This window comes from Zhongshania aliphaticivorans (genome assembly GCF_001586255.1).
GTDB lineage: Bacteria > Pseudomonadota > Gammaproteobacteria > Pseudomonadales > Spongiibacteraceae > Spongiibacter > Spongiibacter aliphaticivorans.
Genome location: NZ_CP014544.1, coordinates 2169343 through 2183835, shown reverse-complemented (window position 1 = coordinate 2183835; position 14493 = coordinate 2169343). Strand labels below are relative to the sequence as shown.

Genomic DNA, 14493 nt, shown 5'->3' with positions numbered 1-14493 from the left:
TATTTATTCTAGGATAAAAGCAATTGAAAATTGTAGTGGATGAAAACATTCCCGGTGCCGCGCAGTGCTTTGCTCAGTTTGGCGAAGTAGTGACTCGCAGCGGGCGACAGATTTGCCCGGCAGATGTGCAAGATGCCGATGCATTAATCGTGCGCTCAGTTACCAAGGTCAATAGGGCCCTGTTAGCCGGTACGCCAGTGCGGTTTGTTGGCTCGACCACAATCGGCAGCGATCATCTCGATAGCGAGTATTTGCGTGAGCAGAATATCCACTTTTGCACGGCGCCGGGTTCCAACGCTGAGTCAGTGGTAGATTATGTGCTCAGCGTGATCTGCACCCTTGAGGGATTGCTGGAAACGCTACTGGGGGGCGGGCGAGTTGGTATTGTTGGTTATGGCAATGTAGGTAAGCGGCTAGGACAGCGCTTGAGTGCTATCGGAATTCCCTGGCTGGCCTACGATCCGCTGCTCGACCCAAAACAACATCCTTGCTTGGCAACCCTAGAAGAAGTGGTAAATAGCGCGCTGCTGAGTTTACATGCGCCCTTAACGGTGTCGGGACTGTTCCCGAGCTTTCATATGCTTGATGCATTGTTGTTAGCCGCTATGCCAGCGAGTAGTGTGCTTTTGAGTGCTGGACGAGGGGAGGTGGTCGCCACCGACGAGTTGCTTAGTTTAATGGACTGCAGGCCGGATATCCGCTTGGCGCTCGATGTTTGGGAGGGGGAGCCGACGTTTTCGTCGGAATTGGCGGCGCGCTGCGCAATTTCAACCCCGCATATCGCTGGATATAGCCTTGATGGCAAAAAAACGGGCTTGCGGATGGTTGCGAGCGAATTGGCCGCCTTCCTTGGGCAATCATTGCATGTCGATGACAGTGAGGCAGCGGCGTCGGCGCTAGTTGTGAGCTGTATTGGCGATGACGCGCTCAGCGTGATTCGCGAGGCGGTATTGGCGGTGTATGACGTGTCTAGCGATAGTCAGCGCTTTCGCGAAATCATTCACACACCTGATCGCAGTGAGCAATTCGATTTGTTGCGCAAACATTATCCACCGCGCCGAGAATTAGGCTACTGCCATTTACACGCCGAGAATGCCGCAATGACTAATTTGCTGCACGCTCTGCAAGGCGGCAAATAAACTCAGCGTCACTGTCTTGTAGCGCCATTAAAGCGCTTTCGATCATCGCATCGCTGATCGGCACCTCTCGGCCATTGTGGTCGATAATTGCGCCGAGGTAGTTATCTTGCTGATCCACATTGCTCTCCTATGCGTGTTAAGTTGATGAATACTTGGATTTATTGGGCCACGATATGCAGCCGATGTACCTAAGTAATTTACGCAATTACGCGCTTTTGGTTCACGACTTTACATTTTTAGAAGGGAATACATGTTTAAGTTAGGCTTAATCGTAAACCCCGTGGCTGGCGCGGGCGGCCCTCTTGGCTTAAAAGGAAGCGATGATTTGCGCAGCAGCGATGGTCGTGCGGAAGCGCGTGCCCTGCGTTGCTTGGCGCATCTGGCGGCTCGGGCTAAGGGGCGGCTCACGGTGTTTGGTTATAGTGGCGCTATGTCGGCCCATACCAGTTTGGGTGATCATGATGACAGTGATTTGGCTGGTCTTCACTTTGTCTCGGTAGGCTGCCCGGCTTCTATCGACGAGACTAGGGCAGATGATACCAAGGCCGCGGCGCAGGCCTTATTGGCCGTTGGGGTAGATTTACTGCTCTTTGTGGGGGGCGATGGCACCGCGCGGGACGTTTTTGCCGCAGTAGGCTCTAATCTGCCTGCTTTAGGGGTACCCGCCGGTGTGAAAATGCATTCTGGCGTTTATGCGGTAAGCCCAGAAAGTGCTGCGGATATCGTATTGGCGCTTCTTGATGGCGGCTTGGTCGATATTGACCTTGCTGAGGTGCGCGATATCGATGAACTTGCCTTCAGGCAGGGACAGGTACGTTCTAAGTATTACGGTGAATTATTAGTGCCTCGGGTCGGCGGGTTTTTGCAACATGTGAAAGCTGGCGGGCGTGAGGTAGAGGAGCTGGTGGTCGCAGATATAGCCGACGAAGTCATTGCCGAAATGGAGGCGGATACCTTGTATTTGGTTGGGCCGGGCAGTACCACTCAGGGCGTAATGCTCGCCCTTGGCTTGGAAAACACCTTGCTGGGTTTCGATTTAATTAAGGATCAGCAATTATTGGCTAAGGATCTCAATGCCGAGGATATCGCCGCTGCTTTGTCGAATCATCGCGGCCCAGTCAAAGTATTGATTACAGCTATTGGTGGCCAAGGTCATATCTTAGGTCGAGGTAATCAACAGTTAAGTCCAGAGCTGATTCGCCAGATTGGCAGGGAAAATTTTATAGTCTTGGCGACCAAAACTAAGATAAGCGGCTTGGCTGGCCGCCCACTGCTGGTCGACAGTAATGATTTGGCTTTAGATAAATCCTGGGAGGGCTATATTCGGGTGATTACCGGTTATCGCGACGCAATAATGTATAGGGTGAGTGCATCGGGTGAGTGATTTTAAGGCGTTTGTGAAGCAAAGTAATTTCGCCCAATGGCCACAAAAAATACAGCAGGCAGGGGATGCACTGCGGCTGTTTCACGGGCGCGGTCAATGCTTCGTGGATTTTGAATACTTCAGCGTCGACTACTTTGAGCCAGTGCTCTGGATTGTTGTTTATCGCGAGCCAGAAGCCGAATTTTGGGCGGCCTTTTGTGGCGCACTCAAGGCCGAGCTTGGTGCGGTCTGCGCCGCTGCTATAGTTCAGAGTCGATATCATGACTCTCCAGCAAGCTATTGTTTATGGGGAGATATACCTAATAATTTCTCGGTAAAAGAAGGGGCGGCGGAATACCTAGTTGATCTGGCGGCAAAACAAAATATTGGCTATTTCATGGATATGCAGCCCACACGGGAGTGGCTGGCAGATCGGGCCGACGGCAAGCGAATTTTAAATCTGTTTGCCTACACCTGTGCTTTTTCGGTGGCCGCAGAATTGGCTGGCGCGACGCGGCTAGTGAATATCGACATGAGCAAGGGCGCGCTGCAAGTGGGTCGCGAAAACCACCGCCGCAATGACGCGCGATTAACGACCAGTGGTGAGGAGGCCGAACTCAAATTTTTGGGTCACGATATTCTTAAGTCCTGGGGCCGTCTGCGTAAGCTTGGGCCTTACGATATTGTGATCTGCGATCCACCGTCGTTGCAGAAAGGCAGCTTTGACGCCGTGAAGGATTACCCTAAGTTAGCACGACGCTTTAGGGAGTTGTTGCCCGAGGGCGGTGATATTGTGGCTTGCTTGAATGCGCCGTATTTAGATGAAGCGTTTTTGCGGGAGATAATGGCGGTTCATTGCCCAGAGGCTGAGTTTGTCGCGCGCTTGGCTGGGCGGGAAGATTTTCCTGAATTAAATTCGGATCGTGCCTTAAAAGTGCTGCACTATCGACTCGCGCCCCAAGTATAGGCCACGCAAGTCGATGTGGTCGGCCGCTTCAGCCGGTCTTGGTTTTAAGCTGCTTGCGGTAGCGTGCCAGGAAGTTGCCTAGGCGTTCAATAGCATCAGCTAAGTCCAGCTTGTTGGGCAGGAATACGAGGCGGAAATGATCCGCATCTGGCCAGTTAAAGCCTGAGCCCGGTACCAGTAATATCCGCTCCTGATTCAGCAATTCAAGAATCATCTTTTCATCGTCTTTAATTGGATATATCTCGGGGTCTAACCGTGGGAACATATAAATTGCGCCCTCGGGTTTGGTGCAGCTAACGCCGGGAATTTCATTTAGCATCTTATGAGCGAGATCGCGCTGCTCCAGCAGTCGACCACCTGGCAGAATCAGCTCATTGATACTCTGGTAGCCTCCCAGTGCAGTTTGAATAGCATGCTGGGCGGGTACGTTGGCGCACAGGCGCATCGACGATAGGATGTTTAAGCCTTCGATATAGTCGGTGGCGCGGTCTTTGGCACCGGACACAATCAACCAGCCGCTGCGAAAGCCAGCGAGTCGATAGGCCTTAGACAGACCATTGAAGGTCAGGCACAAAATATCGGCTTTGAGGCTGCCAATGGGAATGTGCACCGCCTCATCGTAGAGAATCTTGCTATAGATTTCGTCGGCAAACACCACCAGGTTGTGTTCTTCGGCTATGGCGACGAGCTGCTCAAGTAGCGCACGGCTATATACCGCACCGGTGGGGTTATTAGGGTTAATGATGACAATGGCTTTGGTGTTCGGCGTAATCTTGCTCAGAATATCGTCGACCGACGGCTCCCAGTTTTGCTCCTCTTGGCAAAGATAGTGCACGGGTGTTGCCCCGGAAAGGGAAACAACCGCTGTCCACAGTGGGTAATCCGGTGCTGGAATTAGCACTTCGTCGCCTTGATTCAGCAGCGCCTGGGTCGCTAAGCTAATCAGTTCGCTGGCGCCGTTACCTAGGTAGATGTCGCCAACTTCAACGCCGGGAATGCCGATTTTCTGGCATTCTTGCATTACCGCTTTGCGGGCGCTGTACAGGCCCTTGGAGTCGCTGTAGCCCTCGCTGTCTGGCAGCATTCGGATGACGTCTTGAATGATTTCATCTGGGGCGTTAAAGCCGAAGGGAGCGGGGTTGCCAATATTGAGCTTGAGGATGCGGTAGCCTTCCTCTTCTAACTCATTGGCGCGTTCGAGTACTGGGCCGCGAATGTCGTAGCACACGTTGTTTAATTTTTTCGACTTGCTATAAAGAGCCATGTCCTGCCTTCTTAATCGGCTGTTATGCCAGATTTTATGTCCGTGTTGGCGGTGACACCTTGTGGTGTCGCGCTGGTAGTGCTTAACCTAGAATGCTAAATTTGCTCAAGCGATTAATACTGGTGAAGTATGGAAGCGCCAAAACAGAGTGCATCGATTATACGGTGTTGTAGTGCCCAAGGTGGAGAGCTTTTCGTGGAAAAAATAGTGAAATCTGAGCAAGAATGGCGGGAACTTCTCTCTAATGAGGAGTTTCAGGTTTGTCGGCAGAAAGGAACTGAGCGCGCGTTTACGGGTGAATATAACGATGAAAAAACAGCGGGCACCTATAAATGCCGTTGTTGCGGCTTGGCTTTATTTACTTCAGACACCAAGTACGACTCGGGTTCCGGTTGGCCGAGTTTTTATCAGCCAAGTAAAGAGGACGTTGTGGCAGTTAATAGAGACATTAGCCATGGCATGGTGAGAGAAGAGGTTGTTTGCGCCCGCTGCGATGCGCATTTAGGGCATGTTTTTCCTGATGGGCCTGCGCCAACGGGGCAGCGCTATTGTATTAACTCGCTGTCGCTGAAATTAGAATCAAAATAAGCTGGCTACTTGTTGCGCAGTTTGGCTGTTAATTGGTCAAAATAGGCGCAAAATTGGATTTATTTCACTTTAAATGTAAAAGCGACTTGACGTCGGCGCCTAAGGTTTCTAGAATTCGCGCCACTTTCAGACATCAAGTGACTCGGAGTCTGGAAGGGTTTGCGGCGTCCCCTTCGTCTAGTGGCCTAGGACACTGCCCTTTCACGGCAGTAACAGGGGTTCGAGTCCCCTAGGGGACGCCATTATTCAGCTTTGCTGATATGTCGGCACAGCGAAAAAGAGAAGCAGAAATGCTTCTCTTTTTTTTTGGAAAAAATTTGAAATTGGCATGAAAATATCCTTGACGGGGTGGGGTAGGCGCACTAGAATGCGCGCTCTTTCAAGGACAGCAGCTTTGTTCTGGAAAGAGCTCGCGGCGTCCCCTTCGTCTAGTGGCCTAGGACACTGCCCTTTCACGGCAGTAACAGGGGTTCGAGTCCCCTAGGGGACGCCATTTAATTTGCGTCACAGCGCGTAAATTTGTCAGTTTACAGTTGATCTGTTAATTGACAGTTTGATGAAAACTTTTTATTATGCGAGCCGCTTAGGTTTGACGTAAAAAGACTGTTTAATCAAGGCTGTACGGCATATGTGAAATTGATTTAAACTAGCTTTTAAATCTCATGTCGTGATTTGCGGGAATAGCTCAGTTGGTAGAGCGCAACCTTGCCAAGGTTGAGGTCGGGAGTTCGAGCCTCCTTTCCCGCTCCAAATTCTAAAAAGCGAAGCGTCTGCTTCGCTTTTTTTTCGTCCGTGCTTTTTGCGCTTAACGTGCGCCATGCATGACCGCCAGGGAGCAGTCCCAGCGGTGCGTTCCTGTTGCTCAATGCATGCCAAATTGCTGGGCGCGGATGTTGCGATACGAGGTGTTTGAATCCTCCGCGCTCTGTTCGTAATACAGCTCTTCAATGTTTTGATAGCGCTCTAGCTCATCGTCGCCAAGATAGTGCAGGCAGTCCCCGCCAAAAAACCACAGAAGATCGCGATGCATATGCGGGGTGATGTCTGGGTAGTGGCTGATAATGTGCGTTATAATGTCTTGGCCGAGGTTGATGTAGTCGTCGCTTTTTGCGAAGTCGGCTTCGAGCTTAGCAAGCTTGTCGAGTAGTTCTGTATTGCTTTCTTTGCTATGCGCAGGGTGCTCAGGGAGAATCTTGGCGCCGAGCGCGTGCAGCTCGCTACAGAGTTGCAGATAGTATTCATTTCGTTTTGTCACGGGGTCTCCAAAGCGGATTATTGCAGATCAGTTCTGCGAGTAGACTTCTGCTGTCTAGTGTATTCCATCGAGCTGGCGTGGCAAAATAGTCGGCTTATCAAATGAGAACCAGATTTAGGAAATCCATTATGGCGATTGCCCTAGAGATTAAGGGATTACGCAAGGTTTATGACAATGGTTTTGAGGCGCTAAAAGGCATTGATTTAGAAGTTAAAGAGGGCGATTTTTACGCCCTGCTGGGGCCAAACGGCGCAGGTAAATCGACTACGATTGGTATTGTGTCGTCGCTGGTTAAGAAAACCGCTGGCGAAGTGCGCATCTTTGGCCACTCAATTGACAGTGAATTGGCTGCGGCGAAACGTGAAATTGGCTTGGTTCCTCAGGAGTTCAATTTCTCTAGTTTTGAATCAGTCTGGGATATCGTGGTGAATCAGGCGGGCTATTACGGTTTAAACCGTAAAGTGGCCGGCGAGCGCGCCGAGAAATATTTAAAAAAGCTGGGGCTGTGGGATAAGCGTAAGGTCGCTTCGCGAATGCTGTCCGGGGGCATGAAACGGCGTTTGATGATCGCCCGGGCCTTGGTGCATGAACCCCGGCTATTAATTCTCGACGAGCCCACCGCGGGTGTAGATATAGAGCTACGCCGCTCGATGTGGGAATTTCTCACCGAAATTAATCGCAGCGGCACCACCATTATTTTGACCACCCACTACCTGGAAGAAGCGGAAAGCTTGTGTCGCCATATTGCGATTATTGATGCTGGCGTCATCGTTGAAAACACCACGATGAAAGCGCTGCTTAAACAGTTGCAGAAAGAGACCTTTATCCTCGATGTTCGCGATGGCATTAAGACCGATATCAGCGTTCCTGGTTTTGAGACGCGTATGGTCGACGAGCACACCCTTGAGCTGGTGCTGAATAAGGGGACGTCACTCAATGAGGTATTTGTGGCCTTGAATGGCAGTGGTATTGAGGTGAGCAGTATGCGCAATAAGGCGAATCGGCTTGAAGAGTTGTTTGTGGCGTTGTTAAACGCCAAGTAGCCCGCCCACGTATTGATAAGGATGAAATATTAATGACATTAGCAGAGCAGTGGGTCGCGTTTTATACGATCGTCCGCAAAGAGATTAGACGCTTTTTGCGTATTTGGATGCAAACCTTGTTGCCGCCCGCCATCACTATGTCGCTGTACTTTGTGATATTTGGTGCCTTGATCGGCTCCCGTATTGGGCAAATGGGCGGCTTCAGCTACATGGAATTTGTGGTGCCGGGCTTGATCATGATGTCGGTAATTACCAATGCTTACTCCAATGTAGTGTCATCGTTTTTTGGCGCAAAATTTCAACATTTTGTCGAAGAAATTTTGGTGTCGCCAATGTCGAATAACACCATACTCTGGGGCTTTGTTCTTGGCGGAGTGACGCGCGGTTTGCTGGTCGGCATTATTGTTACAGCGTTGTCGCTGTTCTTCACCACATTGCATATCCAGCACATTGGGGTAACGATTGCGATTGTGTTGATGACCTCAATCATGTTTTCGCTGGCGGGCTTTATTAATGCGGTTTTCGCCAACAACTTTGATGACGTCTCTATTGTGCCGGTCTTTGTTTTGACGCCGTTAACCTATTTGGGCGGTGTATTTTACTCCATCGATTTACTCCCTGAGTTTTGGGCTGGGGTGTCGCGCTTGAATCCTATGCTCTATATCGTCAATGCCTTCCGCTATGGCGTGCTGGGCGTGTCTGATGTGAATGTCACCACGGCCTTTATCATGGTTGGAGTGTTTACTTTAGCGGCATATGCATATTGTATGCATCTTCTGCGTACGGGCACTCGCCTGCGTCAATGAATTGTCTCTGGGGTAGTGGTTTAGTAAAAAAACGGATGAAACATGAGTGAACAGCTAAGTCATGGGCCACTAGGCGAGCAGGTAGATTATCCCAGTCAATACGACCCGAGCTGCTTGCATCCAATTGTTAGGCAGGCGGGGCGTGATGGTTTAGGGCTTGGTGATGTGTTGCCCTTTGGCGGCGTGGATATTTGGAATGCCTATGAATTGTCTTGCTTAAACGAGCAGGGCAAGCCCTTGGTTGCCTGTGCCGAGTTTCGGGTACCGGCCCAGTCACCTAATATCATCGAGTCAAAATCCTTTAAGCTTTACCTTAACTCGTTTAATCAAACTCGTTTAAGCGGTCTAGATGCCATGGCCGAAATGCTGCGCCACGATTTGAGCCTGGCTGCCGGGGCCGAGGTCCAGGTAGCAATCTATTGTCCCGAAGATTGGCCCGCCAATTACAGTATTGCGCTACCACGCGGCGAGTGTATTGACGGTCTAGATATTTGTCCGGATAGCTATCAACCGAGCCCGAGCTTATTGTCTGCGAATACCGGCAATGTGATCGAGGAGACCCTGTACAGCCATTTGTTGCGTTCTCGCTGCCCGGTGACTTCACAGCCCGATTGGGCAAGTATTGAAATTAGCTACCGTGGGCCGCGTATAAATCAAGAGGGTTTGTTAGCGTATTTGGTGTCTTTTCGTGAGCATGACGATTTTCATGAGCAGTGTGTTGAACAGATCTTTAGCGATATTAGTCGCTACTGCGCACCGGTGCGGTTAACGGTTTACGCTCGCTACCTGCGGCGTGGTGGCTTGGATATTAATCCTTGGCGAAGCAATGATGACTTGGCGAGTCCAGAGAATCGCCGAGGTGCGCGGCAATGACGATTAAGGCTACTTAAGCACCTTCCCGCCAGTCAGAGATGACCGCGGCCAGCTTTTTTAAATAGCTATTGAAATTGGTGGACTTGCTGATAAACGCATCTGCACCGAGGGCAATGCATTCGCTTCGCTCCCGATAGGACACAGTTTGCATCACGATATAAATGTGATCGTAGCGCTTATCTTCGCGGATGAACTGTAGAGCCGACTTCCCATTCATTCGTCGCATGCTGATGTCTAGAAATATGACATCGGGGAGTTCGCCATTTTTTTTGTGGTCGAGTTCATTGAGAAGTATTTCACCGTCGTCAATTTCACGCAGCCGCAGCTGTGTACCCAAGCGGCTGAGGGTTTCTTTGAAAATGATTCTGTCGGCCTTGGAGTCATCAACTATCCAGAAACTCGGGCTTCGGGTTTCAGTCATGCAGGTTTTCCCATTCGAAGCGGGTACTTCGCCTAGGGTAGTGATGACAGCATTCTTGAGCTGTAGGGGATTTCCCGTATGTGGTCGGCGCCTTGCGGGCCGATAGTATGCTGATGATAGGTAGTTGAACGGATTCCCTGTAGCGGGGCTTGGCAGCATAATTGCCTGCATATTTAATGCGCTCAGGAGTACCACATGCTTATCGCAAGTTACTTGCTAGGCTATGACGAGGACGGAAGTGTACGCCATATCGCGGTCGATAATATCCTGCCAGACGTAAAGCAGAGTTTTGATTACACCCTTTATCCGCGCGAATCGGCAAAAGGTCAGGAGATTCTCGATTTGGTCTTGTTGTTTGCCGAGGCTGACGAACACCGTAAAACTATCTGCTTACCTAATCTCCCGCTTCCCGTAGCGAGTCACTTGCTATCAGGTCAGCCTTTGCAAATAATTGATTTTGCTTATGGTCGGGTCGTGCGCTTGGCCTTCGACGCGCCCGTGTCTCAGCAGCGTTGTGCCTGATGAGTTTTTGGCGGAAAAGTAAATCCAGTGCCCTCGAAGCGAAATGCTATTCAATGCATGGCCCTCAGTCGACGATTAGCTTGTGTCCGATCAGTCAGCGCCTGAGCTATTCTGCTAATTTTTCTGCGCAGACTCCCGAGTCAATTGCCGGGCGAATTCAAGAGGACTACCGCTTTTCTCCCGACGCGGATACCCTAAATTATTTTATTAGCTTGTCCGAGCGCCTAACTAAAGCAAACGATGCGAAAGTGAAAGCGGCTAAACTGTAAATTTCCACTGCGTTCGCCACCATCCTTGTTTATCATGTTCCCCTAGATTTTAATTTATTGGGGTTCCCGTGTCAGATATAAATAATCGCCAAGCGTTTGTCACCATGCTGGGCCTGCAAGATCGTATGAATTCCAAGGTTCACGCTGAGTGGCGAAGCCAAGGTTTTGCTTGGTATCGCGCGGCGTGGATCGAGTGTGCTGAATTAATGGATCACTACGGTTACAAATGGTGGAAAAAACAACAGCCTGATATTCAACAAGTACAGTTAGAAATTGTTGATATCTGGCACTTCGGCTTGAGCGCTATGTTCAGAGTGGGCGCAGATGTTGATGAGCTAGCCGATGAAATTGTCGCCGAACTCGGTAATTACCGCGCTTCTGGTAAAGATGTATTGGCGGCAACGGAGTCGCTCGCAGCTTACTGCCTAACTGAAAAAGCCTTTTCGGTGAGTTTGTTCTGGGACCTTATGGCCGCGGCCGAGCTGAACTTTGATCAGCTCTATAAACAGTACGTGGGTAAAAACGTGCTGAATTTTTTCCGCCAAGATCACGGTTATAAAGACGGTAGTTACATCAAAATCTGGCAAGGTGAAGAGGACAATGTCCATCTTGTGGAAATACTGGTTACAGCCGATATGGCATCGCCGCAATTTGCTGACGATGTCTACCAGAGCCTAGCTGCTCGCTACCCCGTGGTTTAAAGATGTCTGTGGATAAAGTTTCTACTTCAGCGCTCGCTAAACTTGGTGAAATACCGGTTCAACAGCTGTTTTCAGTGCTTAAAGATTACGGTTGGATTCGCAAAGCGGACGAGGGCTGGTTCTTAACCGCCAAAGGTGAGTTTGAGGGCGGTAGCTATGTCAACAGCAAGCGTTACGGCCGCTATATTGTCTGGCCGTCAACGCTCTTAGATCACCCGCTTTTTCAAGCCTTAGAAAGCAATAAACTCCTGTCTGCCGCTGCCTTGGGGCGAGCTGAGGGGTTTAGCGGTCGAGAGATCAACCGGATGTTAGTTGAACTGGGCTGGCTAAAGCCCAGTCACCGGGGTTGGGAGTTGACCGAGCAGGGCATTAAGGAGGGGGGGCAAGTCTTTGAAAATCAGCAAAGCAGTTTGAGTTATGTGCTGTGGCCCGAAGATATTCCGCTGCGAGGGGGCTTTAAGCGCATCTTGGCACTCTGCAAGCCTGATGCCCCAAGTGGCGGTGATTTATTTGCTGCGACGAGCCTAGAATTGCGCAGTATTGATGGCAAGGCGTGTAAAAACCAGGGTCACTGGGCAATTGCGCAGTGGCTGTACCTGGCTGGCCTACGTTACGCCATGTACCGTGCTTTGCCAGTAGCGGAGTTGTTAGTCAGTGATTTTTACCTGCCACAAAGCGGCGTGTATATCGAGTATTGGGGAGCAGATGATCACTCTGATATTATTTCTGCCCGCATGCGTCGGGCTGAACTGTGTAAAAAATTGGGTTTTGCAGTGGTCGACGTGCACCCCGAAGACATGGCAAATTTAGACGACTATTTGAGTCGTCACCTGCAAAGTCTTGGGGTCGATTTTTACTAAGATTCGCCTTGGCTAAACTAGCGACTTAGCTCCTGCTTAATGGCTTCGGCTAGGGCGAGATCTTTGGCGCTTAAACCGCCAGCATCGTGGGTGGTCAGAGCGATGCTAACTTTTTTGTAAACATTGCTCCATTCCGGGTGGTGATCAATTTTTTCGGCGCGCATGGCTACCCGAGTCATAAAGGCAAAGGCGCTGATGAAATTATCAAACTCCAAATCAGTGCAAAGTTTTCCGTCGCGCAACTCCCAACCTTTTAATTCTGATAATGCATCGCTGACTTCTTGCTCGGTAAGTTTAACGGTCATATCACGCCCTTTTTTATAAGAAATACACCACATTCCATATGGTGAGTGTACGGGAACTGGTCAAACAGCGCGAAGTCCTTTACCGCGTGTGATTTTGTTAATATTTCCAAATCTCGGTGTAGGGTCTCGGGGTTGCAGGAGATATAAACGATACGGGGGAAACGAGCAATAAACGCTCGGCTCGCTTCATCTAGACCGGCTCTCGGCGGATCGACGAACACGGTATCGATTGCGTAGCTGTCCAAATCAACATTGGCCAAGCGGCGGAAGCTCCGCTCCTTGTTTAGGGCCGAGGTTAGCTCCTCACTCGACATACGCAGCACTACCGCGTTCTCTACTGCGTTCATGGCGAAGTTCTCGTGGGCGGCCTTTACCGAGGTTTTGGAAATCTCGGTGGCAAGTACCCGACGAAAATGACTGGCCAGTGGAATTGTAAAATTACCGTTGCCACAATACAGCTCGAGTAAATCTGTTTGGGGGTTGTGGCCACAGCGGGCTTTGGCCCAGCTCACCATTTTGGCATTGACTTGGCCATTAGGCTGGGTAAATCCGCCCTCGTATTGGTGGTAGGCGTAGTGCTGGCCATCGACAGGCAGCTGCTCGAGTACGTAGTCTCTCCCCAAAACCAGCTTCTGCTTTTTACTGCGGCCAATAATTTGAATATTGAATTTGGCTGCAACGGTTTGCGCGGCAGCTTGCCACTCGTCGTCTAAGCGGCGGTGGTAAATTAAGGTGACCAGAGTATCGCCGCTTAGCGTACTCAGAAAATCAATTTGGTATAGCCGCTTACTCAGTGCTAGCTGCTCGCCTAAGGCCTGCCGCAGCGGCTCCATAAGCTCACATATCGCGCGCGAGGCCGTGGGGAAGTGCTCGATGCGCACTGGCACTCTCGGCTCGGCTGGATCAAACATGGCGTAAAAGAAGCTGTCACCTTCGTGCCAAATGCGGAACTCAGCGCGCAGGCGGTAATGCTCGGCGGGCGATGGGTAAACTTCTGGCTCTGGCAGTTGGAGGTCGGCGAAGAGTGCGCTTACTGCGCCGACTTTGTCAGTGAGTAATTGTGGGTATTTCGCAGGGTCTAGTGGTCTAAAACTCATATTGATTCCGTGGCTGTGGCGGTAAGCCGCTTGCGGTTACGCTGTTGCCATATTGATTGGGCACTCGCGAGGCATTCTGTTTGACTCAGCTCGGGATTGCGTAATTGCAAAGCGATGGCGATAGTGCCTTGAATGGCGAGGCGACCATATTCGGTAACGTCATCGTCACGCCACGCGTTTAATAGATCGCTTAGGGCTAAAGTCTCAAGTTTTTCTTGGCGGCCCTCGATCATGCGCGGCCATTCCGATTCTGCTAATACACCATTGTGAACAGTTTTTACTCGGCAAGTTGCCTCGGGCTTGCGCTCGGCTTCACCCGCTTCGCCTTTAAAGACAACGGCGTGGGCTTGCGCTAATAAAGCGGCGGCTTGTTGGTGGTTGTCAGCGTAGGCAGGGTGAAAAATACTTTGTATTGAGTAATCCGCTGCTAGTGGATTAAGCAGCCGAGATAAGGTGTGTACTGGTGAGCGCAGGCCAAACTGCGCGCGGAGATCGATCATGCGCTGCAGGGGCAAGGAGAAGCGCCCGAGGGGCAAGTAAGCAAAGTTGCGGCTGTCTAGCTTTAGGCTGACATCCTGCCAGTCCTGAGCGCAGGGCTCGCCCAAGGCGTTTAGCACCTGCTCGCTATAAACTCGGTCGGCAGTGTGGCCTGCTGCGCCGTGCATGAATACCCGCAAACCGCTGTCGGCCAACGCGAGTGCGGCGAGGAGATACCAGGGCTGTTGGCGCCGCTTGCCGGCGTAGCTTGCCCAGTCTAAATCTGCCGCAATTACGGGTGCATTGAGGGTTTCGCGAATTGCGCGCACAAACCCTGCCAGCTCTTCGCAACTTTCTTCTTTTACCCGCAGCAGCATAAGAAAGGCGCCTAGCTGCACGTCTTCAACCTCGCCCCGCATAATCATGCCCATTGCGGCGTAGGCTTCGTCAGCACTGAGCGAGCGCGATCCAGTCTTGCCTTTACCGAGAATGCGAACATATTGCGCAAAAGGGTGTTCCATCATAGTGTTTTTAGCTCGGATT

Annotated in this window: 18 protein-coding genes and 3 tRNA genes; 14 read left to right on the top strand and 7 right to left on the bottom strand. The window is 50.8% G+C overall.

All coding sequences use genetic code 11. From position 1 onward, the window contains the following. The first annotated feature begins 23 nt into the window (after nt 1-23). On the top strand, nt 24-1139 hold the full coding sequence (locus AZF00_RS09700; RefSeq protein ID WP_082793665.1) for a 4-phosphoerythronate dehydrogenase: 1116 nt from the start codon (nt 24-26) through the stop codon (nt 1137-1139). Here AZF00_RS09700 and AZF00_RS19345 read toward each other — a convergent pair. Further along, nucleotides 1105-1257, bottom strand: coding sequence for a PA1571 family protein (locus tag AZF00_RS19345; protein WP_156474856.1), 153 nt, complete (start codon nt 1255-1257; stop codon nt 1105-1107). The two genes, AZF00_RS09700 and AZF00_RS19345, sit on opposite strands and share 35 nt — an antisense overlap. 132 nt (nt 1258-1389) lie before the next feature. Between AZF00_RS19345 and AZF00_RS09695 the strand changes: the two genes are divergently transcribed. Next, the gene (locus AZF00_RS09695; protein ID WP_008249989.1) at nt 1390-2523 is read left to right on the top strand and encodes an ATP-NAD kinase family protein; all 1134 of its coding nucleotides are present in this window, start codon (nt 1390-1392) and stop codon (nt 2521-2523) included. Further along, nucleotides 2516-3469: a class I SAM-dependent methyltransferase gene (locus AZF00_RS09690; protein WP_008249991.1), complete on the top strand. Its 954-nt coding sequence runs from the start codon at nt 2516-2518 to the stop codon at nt 3467-3469. Before AZF00_RS09695 ends, AZF00_RS09690 begins: the two co-directional genes overlap by 8 nt. A gap of 28 nt (nt 3470-3497) precedes the next feature. Here the strand turns inward: AZF00_RS09690 and AZF00_RS09685 are convergent, their stop codons facing one another. Further along, nucleotides 3498-4733 (bottom strand): pyridoxal phosphate-dependent aminotransferase, encoded by a 1236-nt coding sequence (locus AZF00_RS09685; protein WP_008249993.1) that lies wholly within the window; start codon nt 4731-4733, stop codon nt 3498-3500. Between the two features lie 195 nt (nt 4734-4928). Here AZF00_RS09685 and msrB point away from each other — a divergent pair, with 195 nt between their 5' ends. From msrB to AZF00_RS09665, 4 genes are all read left to right on the top strand, one after another. Continuing rightward, complete coding sequence (gene msrB / locus AZF00_RS09680) at nt 4929-5321, top strand: peptide-methionine (R)-S-oxide reductase MsrB (RefSeq protein ID WP_008249994.1); 393 nt, start codon at nt 4929-4931, stop codon at nt 5319-5321. Between the two features lie 166 nt (nt 5322-5487). Beyond that, nucleotides 5488-5563, top strand: a tRNA-Glu gene (locus AZF00_RS09675). A gap of 175 nt (nt 5564-5738) precedes the next feature. Next, nucleotides 5739-5814 (top strand) — tRNA-Glu (locus AZF00_RS09670). 181 nt (nt 5815-5995) lie between these two features. Next, nucleotides 5996-6071, top strand: a tRNA-Gly gene (locus tag AZF00_RS09665). Between the two features lie 112 nt (nt 6072-6183). Here the strand turns inward: AZF00_RS09665 and AZF00_RS09660 are convergent. After that, complete coding sequence (locus tag AZF00_RS09660; RefSeq protein ID WP_008249997.1) at nt 6184-6576, bottom strand: PA2817 family protein; 393 nt, start codon at nt 6574-6576, stop codon at nt 6184-6186. 128 nt (nt 6577-6704) lie between these two features. Here AZF00_RS09660 and AZF00_RS09655 point away from each other — a divergent pair, with 128 nt between their 5' ends. From AZF00_RS09655 to queF, 3 genes are read left to right on the top strand one after another with little or no spacing between them, the layout of a single operon-like run. After that, nucleotides 6705-7619, top strand: a complete 915-nt coding sequence (locus AZF00_RS09655; RefSeq protein ID WP_008249998.1) for an ABC transporter ATP-binding protein — start codon at nt 6705-6707, stop codon at nt 7617-7619. Nucleotides 7620-7651: 32 nt separating this feature from the next. After that, entirely contained in the window at nt 7652-8425 is a 774-nt protein-coding gene (locus tag AZF00_RS09650; protein WP_008250000.1) for an ABC transporter permease, read from the top strand. Nucleotides 8426-8467: 42 nt separating this feature from the next. Then, a complete protein-coding gene (queF, locus tag AZF00_RS09645; RefSeq protein WP_008250001.1) occupies nt 8468-9298 on the top strand; it encodes an NADPH-dependent 7-cyano-7-deazaguanine reductase QueF in 831 nt (276 codons plus the stop codon). 13 nt (nt 9299-9311) lie between these two features. Here queF and AZF00_RS09640 read toward each other — a convergent pair whose 3' ends face one another. Beyond that, nucleotides 9312-9719 (bottom strand): response regulator, encoded by a 408-nt coding sequence (locus AZF00_RS09640; protein ID WP_008250002.1) that lies wholly within the window; start codon nt 9717-9719, stop codon nt 9312-9314. A 195-nt stretch (nt 9720-9914) separates the two neighbouring features. Between AZF00_RS09640 and AZF00_RS09635 the strand changes: the two genes are divergently transcribed. The 4 genes from AZF00_RS09635 (at nt 9915) to AZF00_RS09620 (ending at nt 12071) form a co-directional block, all read left to right on the top strand. Further along, complete coding sequence (locus tag AZF00_RS09635; protein ID WP_008250003.1) at nt 9915-10241, top strand: hypothetical protein; 327 nt, start codon at nt 9915-9917, stop codon at nt 10239-10241. Continuing rightward, nucleotides 10241-10510, top strand: coding sequence for a hypothetical protein (locus AZF00_RS09630; RefSeq protein ID WP_008250004.1), 270 nt, complete (start codon nt 10241-10243; stop codon nt 10508-10510). Before AZF00_RS09635 ends, AZF00_RS09630 begins: the two co-directional genes overlap by 1 nt. 68 nt (nt 10511-10578) lie before the next feature. Further along, the gene (locus AZF00_RS09625) at nt 10579-11211 is read left to right on the top strand and encodes a dUTP diphosphatase (protein WP_008250005.1); all 633 of its coding nucleotides are present in this window, start codon (nt 10579-10581) and stop codon (nt 11209-11211) included. A gap of 2 nt (nt 11212-11213) precedes the next feature. Further along, nucleotides 11214-12071 (top strand): hypothetical protein, encoded by an 858-nt coding sequence (locus AZF00_RS09620; protein WP_008250006.1) that lies wholly within the window; start codon nt 11214-11216, stop codon nt 12069-12071. 17 nt (nt 12072-12088) lie between these two features. Here AZF00_RS09620 and AZF00_RS09615 read toward each other — a convergent pair whose 3' ends face one another. The 3 genes from AZF00_RS09615 to AZF00_RS09605 are packed head-to-tail and all read right to left on the bottom strand — an operon-like array spanning nt 12089 to nt 14474. After that, nucleotides 12089-12376 (bottom strand): 4a-hydroxytetrahydrobiopterin dehydratase, encoded by a 288-nt coding sequence (locus AZF00_RS09615; protein WP_008250008.1) that lies wholly within the window; start codon nt 12374-12376, stop codon nt 12089-12091. Further along, nucleotides 12373-13473: a tRNA (uridine(54)-C5)-methyltransferase TrmA gene (gene trmA, locus AZF00_RS09610; protein WP_008250010.1), complete on the bottom strand. Its 1101-nt coding sequence runs from the start codon at nt 13471-13473 to the stop codon at nt 12373-12375. The genes AZF00_RS09615 and trmA overlap by 4 nt, the downstream gene beginning before the upstream one ends. Continuing rightward, entirely contained in the window at nt 13470-14474 is a 1005-nt protein-coding gene (locus AZF00_RS09605; protein ID WP_143829391.1) for a glycosyl transferase family protein, read from the bottom strand. Before AZF00_RS09605 ends, trmA begins: the two co-directional genes overlap by 4 nt. Nucleotides 14475-14493: the final 19 nt, after the last annotated feature.